At 35.9% G+C, this 24,075-nt stretch carries 25 protein-coding genes; 10 read left to right on the forward strand and 15 right to left on the reverse strand.

Annotated features, from left to right (window positions below; all coding sequences use genetic code 11):
• Nucleotides 1-131: 131 nt before the first annotated feature.
• Nucleotides 132-482, reverse strand: coding sequence for a DUF1878 family protein (locus DLJ74_RS17975; RefSeq protein WP_245902390.1), 351 nt, complete (start codon nucleotides 480-482; stop codon nucleotides 132-134).
• A gap of 190 nt (nucleotides 483-672) precedes the next feature.
• Between DLJ74_RS17975 and DLJ74_RS17980 the strand changes: the two genes are divergently transcribed.
• The 5 genes from DLJ74_RS17980 (at nucleotide 673) to DLJ74_RS18000 (ending at nucleotide 5,121) form a co-directional block, all read left to right on the forward strand.
• Nucleotides 673-1,221 carry a DUF3267 domain-containing protein gene (locus tag DLJ74_RS17980; protein WP_245902386.1) on the forward strand — a complete coding sequence of 183 codons (549 nt, stop codon included), beginning with the start codon at nucleotides 673-675 and terminating at the stop codon, nucleotides 1,219-1,221.
• Between the two features lie 106 nt (nucleotides 1,222-1,327).
• The gene (locus tag DLJ74_RS17985) at nucleotides 1,328-1,507 is read left to right on the forward strand and encodes a hypothetical protein (RefSeq protein WP_054788841.1); all 180 of its coding nucleotides are present in this window, start codon (nucleotides 1,328-1,330) and stop codon (nucleotides 1,505-1,507) included.
• A gap of 122 nt (nucleotides 1,508-1,629) precedes the next feature.
• On the forward strand, nucleotides 1,630-2,664 hold the full coding sequence (locus DLJ74_RS17990) for a peptidylprolyl isomerase (protein ID WP_109985514.1): 1,035 nt from the start codon (nucleotides 1,630-1,632) through the stop codon (nucleotides 2,662-2,664).
• A 107-nt stretch (nucleotides 2,665-2,771) separates the two neighbouring features.
• Entirely contained in the window at nucleotides 2,772-4,004 is a 1,233-nt protein-coding gene (locus tag DLJ74_RS17995) for a hypothetical protein (protein ID WP_054861339.1), read from the forward strand.
• A gap of 34 nt (nucleotides 4,005-4,038) precedes the next feature.
• Nucleotides 4,039-5,121, forward strand: coding sequence for a mechanosensitive ion channel family protein (locus DLJ74_RS18000; protein WP_109985515.1), 1,083 nt, complete (start codon nucleotides 4,039-4,041; stop codon nucleotides 5,119-5,121).
• Between the two features lie 48 nt (nucleotides 5,122-5,169).
• On the opposite strand, the gene DLJ74_RS18005 is transcribed toward DLJ74_RS18000, so the two are convergent.
• The 6 genes from DLJ74_RS18005 to DLJ74_RS18030 form a co-directional block, all read right to left on the reverse strand.
• Nucleotides 5,170-8,040 carry an ATP-binding protein gene (locus DLJ74_RS18005; protein WP_109985516.1) on the reverse strand — a complete coding sequence of 957 codons (2,871 nt, stop codon included), beginning with the start codon at nucleotides 8,038-8,040 and terminating at the stop codon, nucleotides 5,170-5,172.
• Nucleotides 8,041-8,045: 5 nt separating this feature from the next.
• Nucleotides 8,046-9,281, reverse strand: coding sequence for a metallophosphoesterase family protein (locus DLJ74_RS18010; RefSeq protein WP_054861344.1), 1,236 nt, complete (start codon nucleotides 9,279-9,281; stop codon nucleotides 8,046-8,048).
• Between the two features lie 244 nt (nucleotides 9,282-9,525).
• Nucleotides 9,526-10,788, reverse strand: coding sequence for an ABC transporter permease (locus tag DLJ74_RS18015; RefSeq protein WP_054861345.1), 1,263 nt, complete (start codon nucleotides 10,786-10,788; stop codon nucleotides 9,526-9,528).
• Nucleotides 10,781-11,680 carry an ABC transporter ATP-binding protein gene (locus DLJ74_RS18020; RefSeq protein ID WP_109985517.1) on the reverse strand — a complete coding sequence of 300 codons (900 nt, stop codon included), beginning with the start codon at nucleotides 11,678-11,680 and terminating at the stop codon, nucleotides 10,781-10,783. Before DLJ74_RS18020 ends, DLJ74_RS18015 begins: the two co-directional genes overlap by 8 nt.
• A 221-nt stretch (nucleotides 11,681-11,901) precedes the next feature.
• Entirely contained in the window at nucleotides 11,902-12,252 is a 351-nt protein-coding gene (locus DLJ74_RS18025; protein WP_054788495.1) for a YlbF/YmcA family competence regulator, read from the reverse strand.
• Nucleotides 12,253-12,335: 83 nt separating this feature from the next.
• Complete coding sequence (locus DLJ74_RS18030) at nucleotides 12,336-13,472, reverse strand: DUF445 domain-containing protein (RefSeq protein ID WP_054861347.1); 1,137 nt, start codon at nucleotides 13,470-13,472, stop codon at nucleotides 12,336-12,338.
• A 144-nt stretch (nucleotides 13,473-13,616) separates the two neighbouring features.
• Between DLJ74_RS18030 and DLJ74_RS18035 the strand changes: the two genes are divergently transcribed.
• From DLJ74_RS18035 to DLJ74_RS18050, 4 genes are all read left to right on the forward strand, one after another.
• Nucleotides 13,617-14,912, forward strand: a complete 1,296-nt coding sequence (locus DLJ74_RS18035) for a YheC/YheD family protein (protein WP_181397662.1) — start codon at nucleotides 13,617-13,619, stop codon at nucleotides 14,910-14,912.
• A gap of 33 nt (nucleotides 14,913-14,945) precedes the next feature.
• A complete protein-coding gene (locus DLJ74_RS18040; RefSeq protein ID WP_054788501.1) occupies nucleotides 14,946-15,131 on the forward strand; it encodes a hypothetical protein in 186 nt (61 codons plus the stop codon).
• A 228-nt stretch (nucleotides 15,132-15,359) separates the two neighbouring features.
• Entirely contained in the window at nucleotides 15,360-16,259 is a 900-nt protein-coding gene (locus tag DLJ74_RS18045; protein WP_054861350.1) for a PucR family transcriptional regulator, read from the forward strand.
• A 201-nt stretch (nucleotides 16,260-16,460) separates the two neighbouring features.
• Complete coding sequence (locus DLJ74_RS18050) at nucleotides 16,461-17,561, forward strand: ABC transporter ATP-binding protein (protein WP_054861351.1); 1,101 nt, start codon at nucleotides 16,461-16,463, stop codon at nucleotides 17,559-17,561.
• Nucleotides 17,562-17,635: 74 nt separating this feature from the next.
• On the opposite strand, the gene DLJ74_RS18055 is transcribed toward DLJ74_RS18050, so the two are convergent.
• The 6 genes from DLJ74_RS18055 to DLJ74_RS18080 form a co-directional block, all read right to left on the reverse strand.
• Nucleotides 17,636-17,887, reverse strand: a complete 252-nt coding sequence (locus DLJ74_RS18055) for a hypothetical protein (protein ID WP_109985519.1) — start codon at nucleotides 17,885-17,887, stop codon at nucleotides 17,636-17,638.
• A gap of 110 nt (nucleotides 17,888-17,997) precedes the next feature.
• The gene (locus DLJ74_RS18060; RefSeq protein WP_054788504.1) at nucleotides 17,998-18,198 is read right to left on the reverse strand and encodes an alpha/beta-type small acid-soluble spore protein; all 201 of its coding nucleotides are present in this window, start codon (nucleotides 18,196-18,198) and stop codon (nucleotides 17,998-18,000) included.
• A gap of 104 nt (nucleotides 18,199-18,302) precedes the next feature.
• A complete protein-coding gene (gene fumC, locus DLJ74_RS18065) occupies nucleotides 18,303-19,688 on the reverse strand; it encodes a class II fumarate hydratase (RefSeq protein ID WP_109985520.1) in 1,386 nt (461 codons plus the stop codon).
• A 135-nt stretch (nucleotides 19,689-19,823) separates the two neighbouring features.
• Complete coding sequence (yabG, locus tag DLJ74_RS18070; RefSeq protein WP_109985657.1) at nucleotides 19,824-20,684, reverse strand: sporulation peptidase YabG; 861 nt, start codon at nucleotides 20,682-20,684, stop codon at nucleotides 19,824-19,826.
• An 82-nt stretch (nucleotides 20,685-20,766) separates the two neighbouring features.
• Nucleotides 20,767-21,600 (reverse strand): M15 family metallopeptidase, encoded by an 834-nt coding sequence (locus tag DLJ74_RS18075; RefSeq protein ID WP_109985521.1) that lies wholly within the window; start codon nucleotides 21,598-21,600, stop codon nucleotides 20,767-20,769.
• An 87-nt stretch (nucleotides 21,601-21,687) separates the two neighbouring features.
• Nucleotides 21,688-21,933: a hypothetical protein gene (locus tag DLJ74_RS18080; protein WP_054788506.1), complete on the reverse strand. Its 246-nt coding sequence runs from the start codon at nucleotides 21,931-21,933 to the stop codon at nucleotides 21,688-21,690.
• Nucleotides 21,934-22,164: 231 nt separating this feature from the next.
• Here DLJ74_RS18080 and DLJ74_RS18085 point away from each other — a divergent pair, with 231 nt between their 5' ends.
• Nucleotides 22,165-23,034 (forward strand): cation diffusion facilitator family transporter, encoded by an 870-nt coding sequence (locus tag DLJ74_RS18085; RefSeq protein WP_109985522.1) that lies wholly within the window; start codon nucleotides 22,165-22,167, stop codon nucleotides 23,032-23,034.
• A gap of 20 nt (nucleotides 23,035-23,054) precedes the next feature.
• Here DLJ74_RS18085 and DLJ74_RS18090 read toward each other — a convergent pair whose 3' ends face one another.
• Together DLJ74_RS18090 and DLJ74_RS18095 are read right to left on the reverse strand one after the other, a co-directional pair.
• On the reverse strand, nucleotides 23,055-23,357 hold the full coding sequence (locus DLJ74_RS18090; protein WP_109985523.1) for an AzlD domain-containing protein: 303 nt from the start codon (nucleotides 23,355-23,357) through the stop codon (nucleotides 23,055-23,057).
• Complete coding sequence (locus DLJ74_RS18095) at nucleotides 23,354-24,067, reverse strand: AzlC family ABC transporter permease (RefSeq protein WP_054788508.1); 714 nt, start codon at nucleotides 24,065-24,067, stop codon at nucleotides 23,354-23,356. Before DLJ74_RS18095 ends, DLJ74_RS18090 begins: the two co-directional genes overlap by 4 nt.
• Between the last annotated feature and the right edge of the window lie 8 nt (nucleotides 24,068-24,075).

The raw sequence follows: 24,075 nt of genomic DNA on the forward strand, positions 1-24,075 counted from the left end.
TACTATTTAAACGCATAAAAATCCCCCTAAAGTAGTTTTACTTTTTTAAGTGTCTACTTTAGGGGGAGCATATCAATATAATGACAGGAGCCATTTTTTTATTTGAACGGGTATTGCTTTTCTTCGTAATTCTACATGACATAATCATTCTTCTTATACTTAAAATGAAGCTTAATAAACTGGTTCATCATTTTTTTATACATTCCCTCATCTCTGAGTGCAATCATCGTTTTTTCCGGCTCCAATTTCTCACAAAGTGCTCCAACGAATTGGACGAGTAATGGTTCAAAATGAAGGTAGCCTTCCTCTATCCATTCCTCAAATTGACCCTCTAATCGTTTTAAAAGATCTAGGGTTTCTTGATATTCATATTCTGTTACTTCATTTTCAAATAACATTTGGGTAAAAGGATGGTCATTTAATTTGCTTATAGAGCGCAATAAATAAAGTTGAAATTGTTGTTTTTTCAATTCTGCCTCCATTTTTGACACGTTTCCTACCACCTTTCCAAAAACCATTGTTCTATTCTAAATTTTTGCAGGCAATTTCACTCAAAAATTCTTTCGTAATTTTTTCGTAAAACCTATTGATTTTTCTTATGAAACATACTATATTCATGAGGTGCTTTTTTAAAATGAAAATAAAAACCCAATCATCCTATGTAAGAAAGAGGTGATCCAATTGAATTGTTGGGATTCCATAAATGTTACTAAGCAATTAGGGTTTTATCGTAGTATGATCCTTTCGTTATTATTCGGTTTCTTATCCTTTATATTATTATATTTGCCTTTTAATTTTATACATGAAAATACGTCGATTCGAGAATATGGACTATTCCCATTGATTGTTGGATTAGCTATACTACCATTATTACACAAATTCTTGCATATTGTACCTCTAAAATGCGCAAATAAACATCTGAAATTAAAATGGTCTTTAAAACTGAAGGTACTTCCATATTTTGAGGTTTGTAGCAATACTAAGACATCAAAGCCTGTCTTATTAATTGGTCTATTAGCACCGACAATCTTTATTACCATTCCTTGTGTTATCATGGGATACCTTTCTTCTGGCTATTATCCATATTTTATCTTATTTGGTGCCATTAATTTGAGCCTCTCCTATGTTGATTTTGTTTACGTCAATAGATTATGGCGTGCACCGAGACACTGTGTGATTGCAAATGATGATCGAGGCTATGATATACTAATTCAGAAATAATACAAGGATTTTTATCCTTGTATTATTTCTATTTTACCTAAAGGACATACTGTTCAAATATACAATTTTTTGATAAAGTAGTAACATGAGAGAAGGAGGTAAATGCATGATTTTTGTATTTATAGTATTTTCTGTATTTGTATTATTTATTTTTAATTCTTTAACATATAGGTTATGTCTACAAACCGATATGGCGAAAGAGAAACAGCCAAACGTATTTCGAACGATCAATATTCTAATTACCATCCTGCTTATTTCATCCTATGTGGAAGTAATCTATACATAATAATATTAAAATATGTAAAAATAGAGTAATCTTCTTTTTCTCTATTTATTTTTATAAAAAGTATGTTATATTATTGCAAGAACGAAAAAATAGTCTTAGAAAACAGTAGGAGTGTATGTATTATGAAAAAGTTAGCAATAACAGCAACTCTAGCAGCTAGTGTATTAACCCTTTCTGCCTGTTCCTCAGATCCCGAAACAGTGGTAGAAACAGATTCAGGTGAAGTGACAAAAGAGCAATTCTATGAAGAATTAAAGGCAAACAGTGGAGAGCAAGTTCTTCAGCAACTAGTGCTTGAAACGATCTTAAATGATAAATATGAAGTTTCTGATGAAGAAATTGATGCACAAATCGACCAAATGAAAGAACAATATGGCGATCAATGGGAAACAGCTTTAAGTGGTAGTGGTTATGCAGATGAAGATGCATTACGGGAGGATATCCGTGTTAGCCTACTTCAACAAAAAGCTGTGACCGAAGATGTGGAAGTAACCGATGAAGAGATTCAACAACGTTATGATCGTATGGGTACAAAGCTAGTGGCAAGTCATATTCTTGTTGCAGATGAGAAAACAGCGAATGAGGTTATTGAGAAATTAGATGCCGGGGAAGATTTCGCTGCCTTAGCAGAGGAATACTCAACAGATACAGCAAGTGCCGCTAATGGTGGTGAACTTGGAGAGTTCGGACCAGGGGAAATGGTACCAGAATTTGAAGATGCTGCTTACAATTTAGAAATTGATGAAATTAGTGAGCCAGTACAATCTTCTCATGGATGGCATGTCATTAAAGTAACTGATCATGTAGAAAGTGAAGAAGAACTTGAACCATTAGAAGATATCAAAGATCAAATTCGCCAAGAAATTGCGCTATCTAAAGTAGATCAAACGGCAGGTCAAGAAAAACTTCAAAGCCTAATTGATAATGCTAAAGTGGATGTTAAACTCGATGAGTTTAAAGATCTATTCAAGAAAGAAGAAGCACCTGCTGAATCAGGAGGAACAGAGTCTGGAACGGATGCAGAATCTGGAGAAGGTGCTGAATCAGAGGAAGGAACAGAATCCAACAGTGATTCTGCAGAGGAAGAAACAGAATCAAATTCTGACGCTGAGAAAGAGTCTAATGCAAATGACGGAGATGAATCTTCAGCTGAATAATTTATCTTTTCGCCCTATCTCTCCACACGAAGAGATAGGGTTTTTCTAAGCATCGAAATTTAACTCGGCTCGGTAATCTTCGAGTTTTCTATATAAGGAGTGTTATCATGACTCAACTCACCTATTTTTATGATATGATTCCCATTCAATATGAGGTAAGCGATGAATTAGCAGCACATATTACTTCCACATTCTCACTACCACCACTCCCTGAAGAAACGGCTAGTTTCGATTTAAACCAATCAAAAAAGGGTACAACGATAACAACTAGAGTATTACTGAATGAGTTTGAAATAAGACAAACAAAGACAAAAAAATCCTTTCTCAAGATCACCTTCAGTAATCAAGCTGGAAATATTCCTGCTAAAATGTGGGATAATAATGGTGCTGTACTGAATACAATACCATTACTAGAAAAGGAAGCTATTTTTGATATTCATGCACAGGTAGATGAGTTCAATGGTTATAAGAGTCTCACCATTAATAGCTTAGCACCTTGTCAGGATCAAATCGATCCATTTCAATTGCTAGCATACACGAAGCAGGATTTATCGCAGCTCCGATTGGAATTATTCGCCTATTTATATGAATTAAAAGAACCTTTTCAGCAAATTTCGATACAAGCAATGGAACAATTATGGGATGCCTTTCGACTGAGCCCAGCTGCTAAAGGGCATCATCATAATTATCTCGGTGGTCTATTAAAACATACGGTTGGGTTAATGCGATTTTGCCGATATATCGTGCTACAAGAGGAAAATCCTTTTAAAGCAGTCATGAAACTAATTAACAAAATTGAAACACAATATAAATTGGAAATCTGGGACTCATTAAAATCAGACGACCAAGTCTCCTCCTTTGTCTGGAAGGATACGATCGACCATTTATACCATATGCTACAAGGAATGACAGCACATAAGTTTGATGATGTGCATTACGATGCCTTGATAACAAGTATTCTTTTCCATGATATTGGTAAACTAATGGAATACGACTATGCCGGAAAATCATTAGATATTTTTCGTTATTTATACCCAACTGCACATTTTGCTGAAAACGATACGCGTAAGCAAGCTGGGATCACCATGGATCCATTAGGTGTATTGATTGGACATATTCCTTATGGTGTACTTCTATTAACAAAAATTATCGAGGAAAAGAAGATATCGATAAGCATGGAAGAAATTCATTTAATGTCACACTGTATTTTGTGTCATCACGGCTTACCAGAATGGGGTAGTGCTGTCCGAAAACCTCTAAATCTAGAAGGCTATATTATTCACATAGTAGATTATTTAGACAGCCGTTATGAAAATACAGAAACATTTGATCAGAAGTAAGTTACATCTATGAATAAAGGAGTTTATTAGAAAAATGAACTGGAGATTATGGGAAAAGATTAGTCTCGAAGATTGGATTCAAATCGCCATTTCGATTGGGATTATCCTTTTCTTCCTAGTATTACGCAAGCTGTTTACAAAGTATGTATTCTACCTACTTGTAAAGCTCTTCAAAAAAACGAAATCAGATTTCCTCAATCAAGTATTAGAGGCATTTGAACGACCATTAAGATGGGTGTTTATTCTAATTGGTCTTTATATTGCAGCCATCTATTTTCCGTTTTTTAATCATAGAAATGAATTATTTGGTGATTTACTTAGAGCTGGCTATATTTTACTTATTACTTGGGGACTGTTTAACTTATCCTCCAAAACTTCCATATTATTTATGAAAATTAGTAATAACTCAGCAATCGAAATCGATCAGATTCTCATCCCATTTTTATCTAAGACGGTTCGAGTGATCATCATCCTCATCAGTATTAGTGTGATTGCTGAAGAGTTCGATTATGAGGTCAGTACATTTGTTGCTGGACTTGGTCTTGGTGGATTAGCATTTGCTCTAGCTGCTCAAGAGGTGATCAAAAACTTATTTGGTGGAATTGTCATCATAACCGAAAAACCTTTTTCGATAGGGGATTGGGTTCAAACACCAAGTGTCGAAGGGGTTGTTGAGGATATTAATTTCAGAAGTACGATTATCCGAACATTTGCCGATGCCCTAATCACCATTCCAAATTCCACTTTATCCAATGAACCCATTACGAACTGGAGTAAAATGGGCAAAAGGCAAATTAGTTTCCATTTAAGATTAGAGTATGGCACCCCTAAGGAAAAAATAGAAGCAGTGACGAAAAAAATTCGAAGCCTGCTTGAGAACCACGAGGAAATTCATAAGGAAACTATATTTGCCAGATTTACTGATTTTGGCGAGAGTAGTATGGATATTATGCTATACTTCTTCACGAAAACGACAAATTGGGGAGAATATTTACGAATTCACGAGGAGACCAACCTTCTCATTCTAGAAATATTAGAAGAAGAAGGAGTCAAAGTAGCAGTTCCTGTTAGAGCAATCCATGTGAATGAACAGGATGAAAGACCAGATTCTCTGTAAACCAATCATAAAAAAAGCTCCTTCCTTCTGGAATGGAGCTTTTATTCTCTAATTTATTTTTATCATACTGCCACTGGAAACCTCAGTAGTGAAGTATAATATTTGGTGGTCCTCACTTAATTCTTGTAATATTTCTAAAATGGACTCCTTTCTGTATTGATCGAAGTGGACAAAACCATCGTCTATTAAAAAAGGTAACGATAAATCCTTTGCCATCACATTACTCAAGGCTAGCCGAATGGCAATATATAATTGGTCTTTTGTCCCTTGTGATAATTCATCTACAGTATAGAAAAATCCCTCACGATCCTCTACTTGAATCCAATTACTCTCTTCTAGTAGTACAAGCTGTTGGTATCTTCCTAATGTTAGCCTGGAGAAATAATTACTTGCATGCTGAAAAACCTTTGGCACATAAATTTCGTAGTAACGATTTTTGGCTTGTAGTAATCTTTCTAAGGCAATTTGATCAATGGCCCATTCTCCTGCTAGCTTTTCTAATTTCTCTTTTTTTAAGGCAATTTGATGCTTTAATAGTGACACTTCTTCTCTAACTTCTAGCATTTCTAGTGCTGCCCGTTGATCACTTAGCTGCTGACTTTTTTGTTTCCATTTCTCTTTTACATCGTCTATTTCCTTGCTTATTTTCGTTAATTGTTTCTTAAGCAGAACTTCATCATCATATTCCCCTGCTCTAATTTTTTTGATTTCTGTTACGTCCATCCAAACAGTAAGACTATCGAATAATTGGCTAGCCTTTTTTTCTATTTCTCGTTTCTCATGTGTTCTTTCTCCTTTTTCAATAAATTCATGCTCATCCTTCGTATTAGCTGCTTGGAATAAAAGAGAAATTTCCTCCAAATAAGGTTGCTGTCTGTCGATACAATGATTTTGTTCATCGACTAATTGTTGATAGTGATTTCGTAATTGTAAATATTCTTTTCTTTTCATCTCTTCTGCCGTTAGTTTTTCCTCTATTTCTGTAGCATCGATATTTAGAGGATTCAATGCTTCTGCTTGTTTGCTTTCTAATTGCTTAAGCTGATCCCTACAAGAGGAGTTTTTTTCCTGTTCCTTATACCTCTCTATTATTCTTTCCTGTAAAAGCATTAGCTGTTGATATAACTTTGGCCAGTAGGTTAACACGATATTTTCTAAAAAGGGATATGCTTCGATTTGATCAGTTATTTTCTCCTGTAACTGTTGATACCGACTTTGAATAGAGCTTGCTCTCTCTTCTAGTTTTAGCTTTTCCACTTGATTTGCTGTTAAATCCCTTTCTACTTTATCTAATAACTGTTGTACCTTTTCTTGTTCGGAAATTATTTCTTCCCTTTTGGTGAGGTCTTCATCGGTTAGGAACGTCTCGGTAGGATTCATTTGAAGCATCCATTTATTAAATATTCTTCGATTTAATTGGAAATAGATAAATGGTAGAGCGGTCACAATGACTAGTAGGCTTCCCCAAAGCAATTCATTTTTCCAAAAAACTAAGCCTATTGCAATAATGAGACCAACAATTAAAAGCATCATCGATAGTAGATAGCTTGTCTTTCCTGCTTGTTGGTTTGTCATTTGCTTTATTTGAGACTGTTGTTCTCTGTTTAGTTTGGATTTTTCTACCTCTTGTTGATATTTTGATATAATCGCTGCATCGACTAAGCTTGACTGACAGCTCTGCTTTTTTTCCTTTAACTCCTTGATTATTTTATCCAATGCTTGAAGTTCGTTCCTAATATATTGATTTTCTAGTTCTAGCTGATCCTTTTGTTTACTTAGGTCTGTCCATAATTCTTCTAAGTAAAAAGGTAATGTTAAGGCTTCTAATTCCTCTACTGATAAAGTAATTTGAAGTGATTGTAGTTTCGTATGCACTTCCACTTCGATATTTTTTATTTTCTGCTCGTGCTCATTCTTTTGTTTTTTCCATTGCTTTATTGCATCTGATAGCTCCATTGCTTGCTTTAATAAGCCTATATCTTCTTCTGAAAAAACGGTGTCAGAAAGTGTATCAAGTTTATGCTTGATCTCTTCTATGTTCCTTTGAAGCATGAGGTTTTCACTTTTGTATGGGAGCAGCTCTTCCTTCAATTGTTTATACCGCTCTAACCCGTGTGCAGGAAAAGCAGTCAATCCCGTTAAACGATCAAGCCGTTGGATCGTTAAATAATACTCTTCTATTTGTGCATAATAGGATAAGATCTTCTCAAGCTGTAATTGATGAGCTTGCTTTTCTTCGATTGACTTTTCCAATTGAACGATTTCTTCTTCTAATGCTCTAATTTTGGTTAGCCTGTCATTGTAAGTTGCTTCTTCCTCTTTCGCTACGCTTAACTTCTTTTTCAGCAGGCTTAACTCTGCTAATACTTGATTAATAGCTGGCTTTTTTCCAAATGGTTTAAATAGATCTGAGCGGTCTTTTTCTAGTTTTTTTTCTGCATAATAGATCCTGTCAGATCCTGTCATTCCCACTGCTAGTAGTACATCATTTAGACTATCATTATTCAATTGATGAATCTGTCTTAGATCTGCAGAATCAAAAGAGTAAATAGCTTCATATTGTGCTCTATCTATACCTCTTATGTGTTGTAGTAACCAGGCTTCCTCTTCTCTCTTCCCATTTTCCAAGTAGATAATGGCCTTTCCTTTATTTTTCCCCTGCACACGTTCAACCGTTACTTCCTTACTTGACAAAGCTGATATCACCATTCTACCACCAATTTGTGCTCCTTGTTTTGGAAGATATTTTTCGAGCTTTTTACTCGGTAACCCGAACAACATATATAAAATAAACTGTCTTAATGTAGACTTTCCAGCCTCATTTTCTCCTGTTATTTCTAGCAAGGAAGAATTATTTAAATAGAACTGTTTATTTTGCCATTTTCCAAAACCATAAATATGTACGGACTCTATTCTCATCTTTTTCACACCTCCCTCTCATGGAGCATTTGATAGACTTTCTCCTTTGCTTGTTTATTCAGATCTTCTTGCTCTTGATCGGACAGATTTTTTAACCATTTTCGACCCTCTGGATGTTGCCAAAGCGATGAAAGCAATGTCATTGTATGATTACTATCTTCAAATGTAGCTACTAATTGCTCCAAAAATTGCTCTCCATGGTGCCATTCATGAAAGCTAGCAGGTTGTTTGCTTTTGACTGAGATGATTTGCACCCAATTTTCTTGATCAATAAGAGTCGAATTGATAATTTCTATCATGTCTGTTATTAAACCTTGCCTTTGCCATACTTCAAACATTTCGGTCGTATTCGTCCATTCAATTTCAAGAAATACCTTGCCTAATTTGTTACAATGACGACGAATAACTGTTACTAATTGCTCAGTTGCATCCGCAATGTCTGTCCAATTTGTCGTATCAATGTCTAGTCTTTCAAAACGAATTTGACCTAAAGGGCAGAATTCCAATCTTGAATGGTCACCGGTCAAGATTACATGGTAACAACCTTTTATGCCCCTTTCTTTTATCGATCTACCCTGCATATTCCCTGGGTAGATAATGGGTGGTTGATTCGATAAGTGCTCCCTCTGATGGATGTGACCTAATGCCCAATAATCAAATCCTGACTCCTTCAGTCTGCTTAATTGGAAAGGAGCATAATTTGCATGATCTTTTGATTCCGAAGCTCCGAGACTACCATGAAGCATTGCAATATGATAACTAGCATTTCCTGTTTTGATGAATTCTCTTGATTTATCGATATCGACTGCTCTTTCTATATAACTAAAACCGTAAATTGTTGCAAGTATTTCTTCATCCTTTCTATAATGATATGCCTCCACTACATCCTTTTCAAAAACAAATACATTACTTGGATAATTTCGAGAAAAGGTTTGACTATTTATATAATCATGGTTTCCAAAGGATAAATAGACTGAAATATTATAGTTTTGTAATGTTTTAAACGCACGAACTAATGCGATATGTGCTTTCATACTCTGCTCTTCCTGATCAAATATATCTCCAACCATTAGAACAAAATCAACCCGGCGTTCGATAGCTGTTTGTACTAATTTCTCTAGTGCAAGAAAGGTACTATTTCTAACTTCATCAAAAAGATGTGCTGGCAAATTGCTCAATCCTTTAAATGGACTATCTAAATGTAAATCCGCACAATGGATAAAAGAAATACCTTTGCCCATTTGATCACCTACTTTCTGTATACTAGTTTATCAAAGGCAGAAACAGAATGCACGTTCGATCATTCTATCAAGAAGTTTCATTAGAAGCTATGCCTTCGATCTTCTTTTGTGAATGCCTAGTTTTGCTTATACGTGGTACCTTAAAATTTTAGTTATGTCGAAACTTCTGCTGTGTAAAAATTTAATACTTTCCTAATGTGTTAAAAAAGCTATTCCGCTTTAAATTGCGAAATAGCTTTTTTGTCTAGTCTTTTTTAGATAATTGTAAGGCTTTTTTGAAATCTTTTAACGAGGTTGATGTTCCATACATGAGTACACCACCACGATAAACTCTTGCACCAACAATAGCTAGAATAACTATGGTGATGATTAAAATAGCTATACTTAAACCTACCTCCCAGAACGGAATATTTAACATTCCGACACGTAAGAACATTGCCATAGGGGAGAAAAACGGTATATACGATGCAATGGTAACAAACTGAGAACTCGGATTGGATAAGCCGAAGATCGAGATCATAAAGGCGACTACAATTAATAATATGACTGGAGTCATCAATTGCTGGACATCCTCTGTTCTACTTACAAGGGAACCGAGCATAGCTGATAATGTCGCATATAGAAAATAGCCTAACAAGAAAAAGACAATGGCATAAACAAATGTAGAAGCACTTGTTTCGGAAAGTCCGAAAAATTCAAAAAATCCACCGACTAGCTCTTCTTGCTTTTGTTGAATGACAATATAACCTACTCCTAAATAGAGTAACATTTGCACTAATCCAACACTACCGATCCCTAAAATTTTGGCAAACATTTGGCTAACAGGAGAGGAGCTTGATATTAATATTTCCATGACACGAGAAGTTTTTTCATTGGCAATATCTGTTGCAATCATATTGCCATATGCAATGACGGCAAAATAAAGGAGAAAGAGAATAACATATACTAATCCTCTGGCACCACTTAATTCTTCCTCTGTTTTGACACTTCCCTCTTCACCCTCAGCTACAATTGGTTCTTTCTCGAAGCTCATTGGTTCATAAATTGTTGCAATAGTTCCAGGATCTAATCCAGCCTTGTTTGTAGCTATTTCTGTTTTAATTTGTTCCAATGCTTGATTCAGAGTGGATTCAATAGAAGTACTACTCATATCCGCTGTATAGTAAACAGCTGCTGGTAATTGTTCTTGTTCGGTAATTTCTAATACTGCACTATACTCTCCATCTATAACCTGTTCTTGGGCTTTCTCTAGCGTACCATTATATCGTACAATTTCAATATCTGATTCAGCAGCCTGTAGGCTGTTATCTAAAGATTCATAAAAAGAATCCGTTTCCGTTACAACAGCCACTTGGTCGACCTCTTCTTGATCAAATATATCCATAATTGATTGAATGTTTGACATAATAATAATAAAAGCTAGAAAAAGTGCAGTAGTAATAATGAAGGATTTTGCCTTTATTTTAGACATAAACGTATGAGAAAAGACAATCCAGAATTTATTCATAGGATTCACCCGCCTTTTCAATAAAGATATCATTTAAACTAGGTTCATCTAACTCAAATTTTCGTATAAATCCTTTACCTATCAATTTTTCTAATACTGCTTGTGATACTGCTTCACTCTCGATCTGGCAAACCATTCCTCCAGAAAATGGGGTTGTTTTTAGAACACCAGGTATTTGATTAACAAAGTCTAAATCACAATCTGCTTCAATGGATAAATTCTTCTTCCCAAAGGAACGTTTAATTTCTTTTAAATTCCCATGTAAAATCGTTTTTCCTTTTTGAAGCATACAGAGATGCTCACAAAGCTGTTCAACATGCTCCATCCTGTGCGATGAAAACACAATTGATGTACCACTTCTTCCAAGCTCCTCAACTGCTTCCTTAAGCATTTCTACATTAACTGGATCGAGGCCTGAGAAAGGTTCATCCAGAATTAATAGCTTAGGTTTATGTATCACTGCTGAGATGAATTGTATCTTTTGTTGATTCCCCTTGGATAACTCTTCTACTTTTTTGTCTAGATATTGTGGTACTTTTAATCGATCTAACCATTTCTTTAACTCATTGGAAGCATCGTTCTTAGATAGACCTCTTAATTTACCAAGATAAATTAACTGGTCACGCACCTTGAGTTTAGGGTATAAGCCTCTTTCCTCCGGTAGATAGCCAATTCTGTCACTATTATTGTAGTTAATTTCCTCACCATTCCACGTAATCGAGCCATCAGATTGATCGATTAAATTCAAGATCATACGAAATGTCGTCGTTTTTCCAGCTCCATTCGCTCCTAAGAAACCGAATATATTGTTCTCAGGTATTTCCAACGATAAATTATCCACCGCTGTAAATGAGCCAAATCGTTTTGTCACATTTTTTAGTTCTAATGTCAATGCTCTACACTCCCTTCTCCTTTAGATACGATTAAATAATGAAAAAGTTTCACTTATTCCTAGAAAAACTCGCATTCCTTTACAGAATGCATTCAATTTTATTATAATTTAATGCTTAAATTTGTGCTATTCCTAACATATAAAAAATGACGAGCCTATTCAGTAGGAATCCTTTCACCGAATAGAGCTCGTATTTTTGTATTGTCCTATTTTACTATTTCTTATTGCTGTTCTGCACTATATAATTCTTCTAGTGGCTTTGTAATAATGCGACTTATGTCATTAATGAGCACATTCACTCGTTGTTCCTGCTCCATTAATTTTGAAATATCTTCATGCTGTTGAACAAGTTCAACGACTTTCTTTGCCTTTTCTACTTCTTCTTCTGTGATTTCCATTCCTTGCATTTGCTTTTGCTGCAACTCTAATTGTGTGTTGCGGAAATTATCAAACATTTGTTTAGATGATGGATCTCCCATTACTTTATCGTAAGCGGCTTTTAAGTCTTGGAACTCCTCACTTTGCTCAATCGCTTTTTCTAACTCTTTTGCACTATCCTGGATCGTTGCCATAAAAATAAATCCTCCTAATATTTAAGCTTAACTAGCTGCTATTTTCTTGCGTGCATCTACCACTATAACAGAGATTATTATCATTATCCAACTAAGATAAAGAGAAGTCCTTGAATTAGTCCAATTATCCCGCCTAAGAGTGCCCCTAAGTAAGTAATTAGTTTGAATTCCTTCCTAGAAATTGACAAGATAATTTGTTCAATTCTTTCCGTTGGGAAGGCTGCCACTTGCTTTTCCACCATTTTCTCCATTTCTAAATGCTTGAAAGCTTCTGGTATATTCTTTACCATTTTCTTAAAAATAGCATTCACCACATCTGGAACTACTTTTTGCTTTATTGTAGTTGCAAATGGTCGTAAAAGGCTAGGCGCATTGGTTTGAAGCCATTTTTGAATAGGCAGATTGCTTCTAACTAATTGGTTAATCATACTTTTTATTAAATCCCTTTCTAAAACATGACGATAATCAGAGAGCGTACTATCCTTTAATTTAATCCATTCCTGTTGGACTGCTTGATGTAACCATCTATAACCATCTGCTGACTGTATATATTGAACGAACAAGACTTGTACCTTTGTGGATAAATCCTCACTACTAAACATAGATAGAACCATGTTCCCAAAAAAACCTTTTGACTGTGCATACTGGTTGATAACTTTTTCTATTTTGACCTGTGTTGATGGTGCTTCTAGCATAGAAACAATTCGTTTGTGCAAATAGGTAGAAACCTTTTCAAGTACTTCCTCTATCTCTTTTTCTGCTTCGGTATTGAAAAAATCTTTCAACTGGGTAGATTGGTGTTGATCAAGTCTTTGTTGGTATAGTTCCACTATCCACTCACCAACTCTTTTTTCTACATCTTGCTTCGATATTGACAAATGGAATTGCCGTAACAATTGATCAATGGTTATTTGTTTTTGTAAGAATTGATCGAATTCTTTAGATAAAAGCTTGATCAGTTGATTCCTTAAACGTTCTTCCTTTAATTTTGCTTGAATACTTTCCTCCGTAATTAAATGGTTGACGACAAGCTGTCCCAATTGTACAGCTAACTGATCACGCCTTTTAGGAATAAGACCTGGAGTAAATGGTATTCTCCACTTACCTATATATTTCGCTTCATATGGTCGGAAAAGCATTTTTATTGCTAGAGAATTGGTTAATCCTCCAATCAACGCACCTACGACGATCATCATACATAATGTAAGGAATATATTCATTTATAGTTAACACCTTTCTTAGATATTTACTACCACTAACCAAAGGAATAGAGCATCATTTAGTATCATATAATGGATTAACTTTTCCACATTTTAATATGTAGTCTACGGACAATTACTGTGATAAAGAAAGGAAGTATGATCATGGATCAACTTCGAATTAAGGAATATACGAACCCAAAACCACGCATTATTGTGCCACACGACATTTATCGATATAATACTGTCATCCGCAAAATTAAAAATGGACCATACTCCACTACTTGTGAATGTCTAAGTCATTACCAGCGAACGGACACCATATATATTTCCTCTGCACTGATGCAACAATTGCATCTCCAAAATAATCATCATTATTCTATGCGATTTATTGGAGATACTTGTGTGATTACTTATACCTTAGGCATATTCATCGCCAATTCGAGACAATTACATCGAAGTGCTCACCAATTAAAAGAGATTGTCCAAGTAGGGGAGAAATATGGTTTTATCACTTATGTTTTTGGATATAAGGATGTAGATTTATCGAAACAAAAAATACAGGCTTATCAATATTATAAGCAGCAATGGTTAACAACTAATGTTGACATCCCATTCGTTATTTATAACAGAATTCCAAACAGAAAATTAGAAGCTCACCATCAAATTAAAAAAATAAAGCAAGGATTACAATCCACTTCTATTATATTTAATCATGATTTTTTTAACAAATGGCAGGTGTATGAATATCTTTTCCAGGATAATGAATCAAGACATCTTTTACCACAGGCAATATTCCAGCCTTCCGAACAGTCGGTTAAGGACTGGCTAAATTCTACCTCCATCTATTTGAAACCATTACAAAAATATCGTGGGGAAGAAAGCTATTTAATAGTAAAAAGAAAGGAGCAATTTATTCTTATTCAGACGGATGCGCCCCCTAATAGCAAAGAGATGTATTTTCCTTCATTTGATCTATTAAAAACTAGACGTTTTCCCAAAGGCTTTCAGCATTATGTCATGGAGGAAGCACATGCTCTATTTACTTATCATGATAGTGAGATTATATTTCGTGTAAACAGTAATAAAAATGAAAACAATAAATGGGTAACCACGCTAATTGCAGCTTATCAAGTTAGACATTCTAATCGCTCAAACTTAGTCCCATTGTCCAACCTTTTTACCGAAAAAGAGGAGGAAGCCTTTCAAATAAAGATTGCAAAAATGGCTGTAACATTAAGTAAAATCTTAGAAAATCGGTTAGATAAAAACCTTGGTGAGCTTGCTTTTGATGTTGCTATCGATAAAGAAAAAAGAACATGGTTACTTGATGTCTACTCTCGTCCGAGCTGGAGAATTCTAGACCACGGTACGCTATATCCATTTGCTCTGGATATGATTGAGCACCTCTTCCGCTACTCCTTCTATTTACACAATCAAAAAAGAATGAACCTTTCCTAGTTTGTGCAAAATAAAAGGCAAGGAGGGATGAATATGGCAAAACCATCTTCAAAGAAAGAAAAAGATCCAAGAGAAACACATGAATTAGACGTAGATCGCATGATTAATGAAGGAATGGCAGGTGGTACTACCTATTCGATTCATGGAAGAATGCAAATCGAACAAGCTAGAGAATTACCAAAGCAAAACGACAAATTTCCATCAGAAAGCGATGATTAAATAAAGTGACTGGAAGGAAAAATCCTATGTGCACTGAAACCGCCCAATCAGAAGTTTACTCGGATTCTCTCTACTCTATTTAGTTATGTCTCAGCCTCCATGATGTTTGGTCTCCGCTTGCACTACACGAAAAGCGCACACTCAAGTGCGTTTTTTCTATTTATCATTTATGCAATCACTGTACACTTTGTTATACTAAAGTTAAGACTGAATGAAAGAGGCTAGAATATGCTTGTGCAATTACAACAAATGTTCCCTAATTTAACCAAAGCAACAGAAGAAAGCAGCTATGATTCTGCAGAGTACAAATGGTTTATAACGAAGGATAATGAAATTATTGGTATACCTGCGAGTGATTTATCCGATAGAGAAAAAGAGCTACTGGAGATTTTGTTGACACCATATTTTGCAAATGAACCTCCTACAAATGCTCGGGAAAAAAAATGGATGGATGTTTTATTTCATCATGAAATTCCTAGAACATTAATGGAGGATAGTTTTGAGAAGTATTATTTTGTTTATTTCTCCTTTTCAGATGATACCGTAGACCCTGAAGCATTTCGTGAAGCTATTTATGGGTTATTTCCTGTACAAATACCGATTCTGTGGGAAAATAATCATGAAGGAATACTTATCATAGAAGGAGAACAAACAACGGACGAGGATATTTCCTATTCTGAGATTATTGAAGTATTAACAACGGATTTCTATATGAACATCCAATTATTTATTGGGCCTACTCTCTACCATATCACAGAGGCAGCCAAATATTACCAATGGTTAAAAAAATGTTATAAGCTAACGAAAAGTCAAAACAGAGAAGTAATGTATTATATTAAGGCTATTCCATATCTTGTCATGCAACATTTATCTGATGAGGAGAAACATCTTCTTTATCACTCCATTCTTCATACTGTTATAGAAGAAGAGGAATTACTTAAGACGATACAAGTGTTCTTGGAATCCAATTCAAACACGACTCTTGCAGCTAAGAAAATGTTTATGCACCGAAATAGTCTCCAATACCGTGTAGATAAATTCATTGAAAAAACGGGGATTGATGTGAAGAAATTTGATGGTGCGTTAGCGGTATATCTGTGCCTAATTTTAAGAACACAATTGGCTTAGTATTTTTTGATGATTCTCCAACCGTGAAAGGTGGATCTCTAGGTCGATAAGCACGCTGTGAAAAGCTTGTATCCGTTTTCTGTAATCGTGCACAAAGCCCTCGACATTTTTTGTGCACGATAGCTATTTACGTTTGGATACTTTATTAGTAAACTATAACCTATAGATGAAACGCTTTCAACAAATTTAGGAGGGAATACAATGGCAGAACTATCATTAAGAAATATTGACAAAATCTATAACAAAGATGAAGGTAAAGCAGTAGATAACTTTAACCTTGAAATTAAAGACAAAGAGTTTATCGTTTTCGTAGGTCCTTCAGGTTGCGGTAAGTCAACCACATTACGAATGATTGCAGGTCTAGAAGAAATTTCAGGTGGAGAATTCTATATTGATGATAAATTAATGAATGATGTAGCTCCAAAAGATCGCGATATTGCGATGGTATTCCAAAACTATGCCCTCTATCCTCACATGAATGTATACGATAACATGGCATTTGGTTTGAAACTACGTAAATTTAAGAAAGACGAAATCGAGCGTCGTGTAAAGGAAGCTGCTCGTATTCTTGGACTAGAAGCATACCTAGATCGTAAACCAAAAGCACTCTCCGGTGGTCAACGTCAACGTGTTGCGTTAGGACGTGCGATTGTCCGTGATGCAAAGGTATTCTTAATGGATGAGCCTTTATCAAACTTGGATGCAAAGCTCCGTGTACAAATGCGTGCAGAAATTCAAAAGCTTCACCATCGCCTTCAAACAACTACTATTTACGTTACACACGACCAAACAGAAGCGATGACAATGGCAACTCGACTAGTTGTATTAAAAGACGGAATTATTCAACAAGTTGGTGCACCAAAAGAAGTATACGATAAGCCTAACAACATTTTTGTTGGTGGATTTATCGGTTCTCCAGCAATGAACTTCTTTACTGGAACATTAGATGAAGGTCACGTTAATCTTAGTGATACTAAGGTAGCAGTACCAGAAGGTAAAATGAAGGTTCTACGTGAGCAAGGTTATGTTGGTAAAGAGATTGTTTTAGGTGTTCGTCCTGAAGATATCCATGATGAGCCAGTTTTCTTAGATGCAAACCCTGGTTCCAAGATTACTGCAACTATCGACGTTTCTGAATTAATGGGTTCTGAGTCTTACCTTTATTCAGAGGTAAATGGTCAAGAATTTGTAGCACGTGTAGATTCTCGTACGGACATTCATGGTGGAGAGAAAATCGATCTTGCTTTTGATATGCATAAGTCTCACTTCTTTGATAAGGATTCAGAAGAACGTATTAAATAGTCTGCCAATTTTCAACTATATGAGTAAACGCATAGCAAGTGGTGCTATGCGTTTATTTTATTACATTCTATAACTTAGATTGTGTCTTCTTCAATACTAACTTCTTGGACATAACTACATGCTGGACAAACCCCGAAATGTATACACCTGTGTTCATCACTACTTACTGGATCACCATCAATCATTTTTCCGTCTTCTATCTCTATATAAGGGGAATAATCTCCATAAAAATCAACGACCTTCCCACCATCCCGCATCTCGGTATGACAAGCAGGACAAGTATAGGAAAAGGATTCCATCCCATTACAAACTAAACATACAAACATCATGATCACCTTCTCGAATCACATTCTATTGACGACTAGTATTGTGACAACTTATCAGTACAAAAAGAGGCGCATCATTGCGCCCCTTTCTTCATATCAAACAATTTTCGTTATTGTGGTCTTCCGCCAAACTGTTGTTCAGCCATTTGTACTAGTCTTTTAGTGATTTCTCCACCAACAGAACCGTTAGCGCGAGAAGTTGAATCTGCACCTAAGTTTACTCCAAACTCTTGTGCAATCTCATATTTCATTTGATCTAGAGCTTGTTCAACGCCAGGAACAACTAATTGATTGGAATTGTTAGTTGCCATTTATAATCACCTCCTGTACACCATATTGTGAACAAAAAGGAAATCAATATGCCAAAATCCCATTAGTAATTTCTAGCAATATATCCATTTAATAAAGGTCATTTCTATTTAGGGTAAGTCATTTCTTCAGGCTTAATCCACTCATCAAATTGTTCTGCCGTTAATAAACCTAATTCGATTGCCGCTTCTTTCAATGTAGTATTATCATTAAATGCCTTTTTGGCAATTTTAGCTGCATTCTCGTAACCAATATGAGGATTTAACGCCGTTACAAGCATCAAGGAATCATTAAGATTTTTCTTGATTTGCTCATAATTTGGTTCAAGTCCAATTAGACATCGATCATTAAATGATAGCATACTATCAGCTAAAAGTTGGGCAGATTGAAGAAAATTATATGCAATAACTGGTTTGAAAACATTTAGCTCAAAGTTTCCTTGACTTGCCGCAAAGCCAATTGCTGCATCATTCCCCATTACCTGTGTTGCTACCATTGTTATTGCTTCACTCTGTGTTGGGTTAACCTTACCAGGCATGATTGAGCTACCCGGTTCATTAGCAGGGATAGCAATCTCACCAATTCCGCAACGTGGTCCGCTTGCTAACCAACGAACGTCATTTGCGATTTTCATTAAATCTGCTGCTAACCCTTTTAAAGCACCATGAGCAAATACTAGTTCGTCATGACTTGTTAAAGCATGGAATTTATTCGGAGCTGAAATAAATTGTTTTTCCGTATATGCACTAATTTTTTCGGTCACTCGTTCTGAGAATTCAGGGTGGGCATTTAAACCAGTTCCTACTGCTGTACCACCAATTGCTAATTCCTTCACATGTGGGAGGCTGTTCTCGATCATTAACTCCGTTTTTTCGATCATACGATGCCAGCCACTAATTTCCTGACCTAACGTTAATGGTGTAGCATCTTGAAGATGTGTTCTCCCGATTTTCACAACATCATGAAACGCTTCCATCTTCTCTTTTAATGTTTGCTTAATAATGTGTAAGGCAGGTATCAATACATCCTCTAATTTTCTCACTGCAGCAATATGTAAGGCGGTTGGATAAGTATCATTCGAGCTTTGCGACTTATTTACATCATCATTTGGATGTAAGGTTATCTCACTATTTTGTTCTTTTAACCATTGGTTACCAACATATGCAATAACCTCGTTCACATTCATATTCGATTGAGTACCACTACCAGTCTGCCAAACAACTAGTGGAAAATGCTCTGTTAGTTCACCTGCTAATATTTTATCTGCTGCATAGGTTATAGCCTCAGCTTTTTCTTTTTCCATTAATCCTAATTCACTATTAACGATAGCAGCACTTCGCTTTAAAATAGCAAAGCCTTCAATTATTTCAAGTGGCATTTTTTCGTTGCCAATTGGGAAGTTTTCCTTGCTACGCTGTGTTTGTGCCCCCCAATATTTATCACTTGCGACTTTGATTTCACCAATCGTGTCACGTTCCAAACGATAATCCATTTCCACTCTCCCTCTCTAATCTTCATTCCCTTTTATTGTACCAAAAAAAGCGATAATTGTATTCTTCTATCATGTGAAAACTTTACGTCCGCCACTTGTTAATTTAAGTAAAAAAAAATAGTGACATCCATGCCACTATTTCGTCTCCACATATGGTAAGCCTGTTCGAAACAAGCCTTTTGTTTCCATGCCACCTAATCCTTTTTCTCCTGTCATCGTATTCTTTAAAACATCATATACATTGACCTTATCCATAAACGGCGTATAAGCGATCTTTGCAATGACATATACGGGGTCTAATGCATGAATATTAATGCGTTCCGGAGAACTAGCAAAATTTGCTCCAGCACGGATGATCGACTCAAAATGGGATTGACAGGCACCAGCAAAAATGATTAATTGATCTAGATTAGGCTCCCACATTCTTGCTTTTCTTACCGTTTCCACAAAGTATTTGGAGTTCCGATAGGCAGTTAGTTCCTTTTTTGCCCCTTTAGATTTGGAATAGGCATCATGTCCTGTTACTACTAAAATCTCTGGCTGTATCTTTCGAATAATAGTATCTATTTCTAGGGGAAGTTCATTTTCTTGAAGATAGACACCATGGACTTGCAATCCAAGTCTTTGATATAAATCAATGCATTTTTTTAAGTAGAGCCGGTCTCCATCGATATGGAGAACTTTAACAGGTAGCTGAAAGCGAGCAATATTACTAGGCTCATCCCGTTTATGTTTCATATCCTTCTTTTCTTTCATTAATTGGTAATCTTGACGGAACATACGATAAGAATATTCCTCTTTATCCTTCATCTCCTCTTGTCGCTCTCGTATATCATCCTCAGGTAGAACTCTAACATCTTCAATAGGAGCATCTGCTTCTAAACGTAAATCCTCACCATGGAGAATTACTGTATTCTCAACGATATTCTTAATACGAAAAACAATATCATGTTGATGGGAATATCTCGTTACTAGCATTCCAGTCATCAGTTTCACCAAATCACCAGCTTCCTTCAAAACATTGTATGTTATAGGCTATGATCATAAGTGACATTTGGTGAAATGACATCATTAATTTTTACGGATATAACCCAAAAAATTCCTCCAGCGTTGTTTGTTGTTCATACACTTCTGTTGCAATTTCTTTTCCGACATATCTGACATGCCACGGCTCATAGCTATATCCTGTAATATCATCCTTGCCTTCTGGATATCGAATAATAAAGCCATATTCATGGGCATGTTCCTCTAACCACTGTCCTTCCTCCGTCTGGATAAAGCTTGGCTCAAGAACAGAAACTAAGGCTGCTGAGGCAACATCCATCGCAAGACCTGTTTGATGTTCACTTGTTCCAGGTCTTGCAGAATATTTATCCGCATGCTCCTGACCGTTTTGTGCCACATTGTTCTCATATATTGCTTTTTGTCTATCATAGGAACGATAGCCTGAAACCGCCACTAACTCTAAGCCATCAGCTTTAGCACCTTCAAATAACTTCTCCAAGGCCGTTGCAGCTATTTGACGTAATTGACGTTTTGGATCTCCTTCTTCTGCATAAAAAGAAACATTTGGTTCCACTAAATCTGTCGGCTCATACCCATCAGGCAACCTTCTCTGTTTATTTACAATTACTTCTACACTTTTTGGATTATCAACGATTAAAAGCCCATTCTCATCCACCTTGAGCTCTTCTTCATCTGAAACATTTTTATCTTCTGTAGTACTTGCTTCTTCTGCTTTATTTTGTTCCTCTTGCTGATCATTTTTTTCTTGATCAGAAGGGGTTTCCTCCTGTTGGTTGTTTTCCACAGTAGGTGTTTCTTCTTTCTGGTCTTTATCTGTTGAATTCTCTTGTTGACATCCTACTAAAATGGTCCCCATTAGTAGCATAACGAAAAGCTTTTCCTTCATCAAATTTCTATCCTCTCTATTTTTTCACTTCTTCTACTATAACAAATATAATAAACCTCGTCACTCAATTACGGACGAGGTTTATCTCTATGCTTCCCATATATAACTTTTATAAGAATCGCTTAAGCGCTTAAATGATTCGATGTCCTGTTGATCAATAGCTTCATTTAATTTCTCTTCTAAGCGTGCTTTGTTCCAACTAAAACAAAGATCATCAAGCACTAACTGTGAAGCAAGCTTAATTTCAAATGGTATTTCTCTTTTGGCGATCAGCTTTTTATCACCGTTTTGTTGAAATGATTTTAAACGATAACTTACCTTCTGCTTTTTCATGGAGCACGCCTCCTTTAATTCTTTGTTACTAAGTAATTCCCTAAATAGAACGCCATTAAACCTCAAGAGATGCTGTGTATTTCAGGTTCGTGAAATTTATCACCGATCATTGTTCTGTAAATCTAAACAATTAGGTAATACTAATCCGTAGAGAAAAGAGTAAGACTAGACATTACTTTCATACATTTGATAAGCTTATTATACCAAAAACCGAAAGTGCGGGGACGATTCATGAATCCATATGAAAAATATAAGAAGGCGGAAATAGGAGCATGGATAAGCATTGTTGCCTATTTATTGCTTGCTACGATAAAATTGATTGTTGCTCAAATTGGGAACTCTTCTGCTCTAAAAGCAGATGGACTAAATAACGCTACAGATATTATTGCATCTGTCGCTGTGTTAATTGGTTTAAGAATCTCTCGAAAACCTCCTGATGAAGATCACCATTATGGTCATTTTCGAGCAGAAATGATTGCATCTCTTCTTGCAGCATTTATTATGATGACAATCGGTTTACAAGTATTATATGATACAATCCGGTCAATTGTTATAGGTCATTACACAGAGCCTAATTTACTTACAGCTTGGGTTGCTATCGGCTCTGCAATCTTTATGTATCTCGTTTATTTGTACAACCTCCGGCTTGGCAAAAAAGTGAATAGTACGGCACTATTAGCAGCAGCACAAGACAATAAATCAGATGCTTTAGTCAGCATTGGTGCTTTTATTGGTATAATTGGTGCACAATTTCAACTATTTTGGCTTGATCCTTTAGCAGGCTCTATTGTGGGAATCATTATTTGTAAAACAGCTTGGGATATCTTCCGCGAAGCCACTCACACGTTGACAGATGGATTTCAGCCGGATGATCTTGAGGAAATTAAACAAGCGATCTATTCTCATTCTGAGGTTCTGGAAATTAAAGATGTGAAAGGAAGAATGCATGGAAATCAGGCTCTTATTGAAGCAACGATTTTTGTTGATCCTCAGCTTACGGTTGAGGCAAGTCATCGTATAACAGATCATCTAGAGGATATGCTTAAGCATAATCACAATGTGCCCCATACGCATATTCATATTGAGCCCTTTAAGAAATAGTGAGGATCCAGTGGGGTTATTCACCCCACTGAGATCGTAAGAACCACAACGGTGAGGATGCTCAACAGAACAACGAAAATAATATGTACCCTAAACCATGCTAATAATATGGCAGCAACTCCTGCAACTAACCCGACGAAAGGCTTATCAGGAATGACAGATAGAATTCCTGGAAAAATGAGAGCACCTAATGCGGCATAAGGGATTGCCTTTAACCATTTATTTACCCACTCAGGAAAATGAATAAGATCTACGATAAAAGCCGGGATTATCCTAGGAATTATCGTCACTAATGCCATCCCAATAATAATCACCCAAATCATACCTTATCCTCCTCCAGTATAAACACTCCCGCAAGACCACCAAGAATGGTGCCAACAACAATTCCCCATCCTTGTCCAATATACGGTGTGACTAAATAATTGATAAGCATTGCAACAACACTAATTACTGCAACACGTTTATATTTCCTAACTGAAGGAATTAATAGTCCAATGAACATCGCATAAAGTGCAACTCCCATACTTTGACTGAGCCTTTCTGGAATAACATCACCTAAAACTCCTCCTAATAATGATCCTATTACCCAAGATAAGTAGGAGGTTAGTATAATGGTTCCATAAAAGTAGGCTCCATATCTATGATCTACTTGCTTTTTGTAAATGGAGGAAACGGAAAAGGTTTCATCGGTTAGCCCAAGGACAAGAGGTAGCTTCCATTTTAAAGGATATTGCTTCATTTGATTGACAAAGGAAAGACTTAAAACAAAATGCCTAAAATTAAGAACAAAGGTTGCTACAATAATCTCTAAAGCACTTGCACCTAGGCCAATCATCCCAGCTCCCATAAATTGAGAAGCACCAGCATAAACAAGAATACTCATGCCAGTTAACTCAAATAGGCTCATACCTGCTTGTTTAGCAAGTACACCATACGCTATCGCTATTGGGATATAACCAATAACAATTGGGGAACCTGCTATAAAGCCATCCCTTATCTGTATTCTTTTTAGTGATCGCTTCTGTTTGTCCATTTTAGCTT

This window comes from Gracilibacillus dipsosauri, assembly GCF_003176895.1.
Taxonomy (GTDB): domain Bacteria; phylum Bacillota; class Bacilli; order Bacillales; family Amphibacillaceae; genus Gracilibacillus; species Gracilibacillus dipsosauri.

Bases quoted from the DNA above. Each gene is read 5' to 3' on its own strand.
- DLJ74_RS17975 (WP_245902390.1), bottom strand. From the start codon at position 482: ATGGAGGCAGAATTGAAAAAACAACAATTTCAACTTTATTTATTGCGC.
- DLJ74_RS17985 (WP_054788841.1), top strand. From the start codon at position 1,328: ATGATTTTTGTATTTATAGTATTTTCTGTATTTGTATTATTTATTTTT.
- DLJ74_RS17990 (WP_109985514.1), top strand. From the start codon at position 1,630: ATGAAAAAGTTAGCAATAACAGCAACTCTAGCAGCTAGTGTATTAACC.
- DLJ74_RS17995 (WP_054861339.1), top strand. From the start codon at position 2,772: ATGACTCAACTCACCTATTTTTATGATATGATTCCCATTCAATATGAG.
- DLJ74_RS18000 (WP_109985515.1), top strand. From the start codon at position 4,039: ATGAACTGGAGATTATGGGAAAAGATTAGTCTCGAAGATTGGATTCAA.
- DLJ74_RS18005 (WP_109985516.1), bottom strand. From the start codon at position 8,040: ATGAGAATAGAGTCCGTACATATTTATGGTTTTGGAAAATGGCAAAAT.
- DLJ74_RS18010 (WP_054861344.1), bottom strand. From the start codon at position 9,281: ATGGGCAAAGGTATTTCTTTTATCCATTGTGCGGATTTACATTTAGAT.
- DLJ74_RS18015 (WP_054861345.1), bottom strand. From the start codon at position 10,788: ATGAATAAATTCTGGATTGTCTTTTCTCATACGTTTATGTCTAAAATA.
- DLJ74_RS18025 (WP_054788495.1), bottom strand. From the start codon at position 12,252: ATGGCAACGATCCAGGATAGTGCAAAAGAGTTAGAAAAAGCGATTGAG.
- DLJ74_RS18030 (WP_054861347.1), bottom strand. From the start codon at position 13,472: ATGAATATATTCCTTACATTATGTATGATGATCGTCGTAGGTGCGTTG.
- DLJ74_RS18035 (WP_181397662.1), top strand. From the start codon at position 13,617: ATGGATCAACTTCGAATTAAGGAATATACGAACCCAAAACCACGCATT.
- DLJ74_RS18040 (WP_054788501.1), top strand. From the start codon at position 14,946: ATGGCAAAACCATCTTCAAAGAAAGAAAAAGATCCAAGAGAAACACAT.
- DLJ74_RS18045 (WP_054861350.1), top strand. From the start codon at position 15,360: ATGCTTGTGCAATTACAACAAATGTTCCCTAATTTAACCAAAGCAACA.
- DLJ74_RS18050 (WP_054861351.1), top strand. From the start codon at position 16,461: ATGGCAGAACTATCATTAAGAAATATTGACAAAATCTATAACAAAGAT.
- DLJ74_RS18055 (WP_109985519.1), bottom strand. From the start codon at position 17,887: ATGTTTGTATGTTTAGTTTGTAATGGGATGGAATCCTTTTCCTATACT.
- DLJ74_RS18060 (WP_054788504.1), bottom strand. From the start codon at position 18,198: ATGGCAACTAACAATTCCAATCAATTAGTTGTTCCTGGCGTTGAACAA.
- fumC (WP_109985520.1), bottom strand. From the start codon at position 19,688: ATGGATTATCGTTTGGAACGTGACACGATTGGTGAAATCAAAGTCGCA.
- DLJ74_RS18075 (WP_109985521.1), bottom strand. From the start codon at position 21,600: ATGAAGGAAAAGCTTTTCGTTATGCTACTAATGGGGACCATTTTAGTA.
- DLJ74_RS18080 (WP_054788506.1), bottom strand. From the start codon at position 21,933: ATGAAAAAGCAGAAGGTAAGTTATCGTTTAAAATCATTTCAACAAAAC.
- DLJ74_RS18085 (WP_109985522.1), top strand. From the start codon at position 22,165: ATGAATCCATATGAAAAATATAAGAAGGCGGAAATAGGAGCATGGATA.
- DLJ74_RS18090 (WP_109985523.1), bottom strand. From the start codon at position 23,357: ATGATTTGGGTGATTATTATTGGGATGGCATTAGTGACGATAATTCCT.
- DLJ74_RS18095 (WP_054788508.1), bottom strand. From the start codon at position 24,067: ATGGACAAACAGAAGCGATCACTAAAAAGAATACAGATAAGGGATGGC.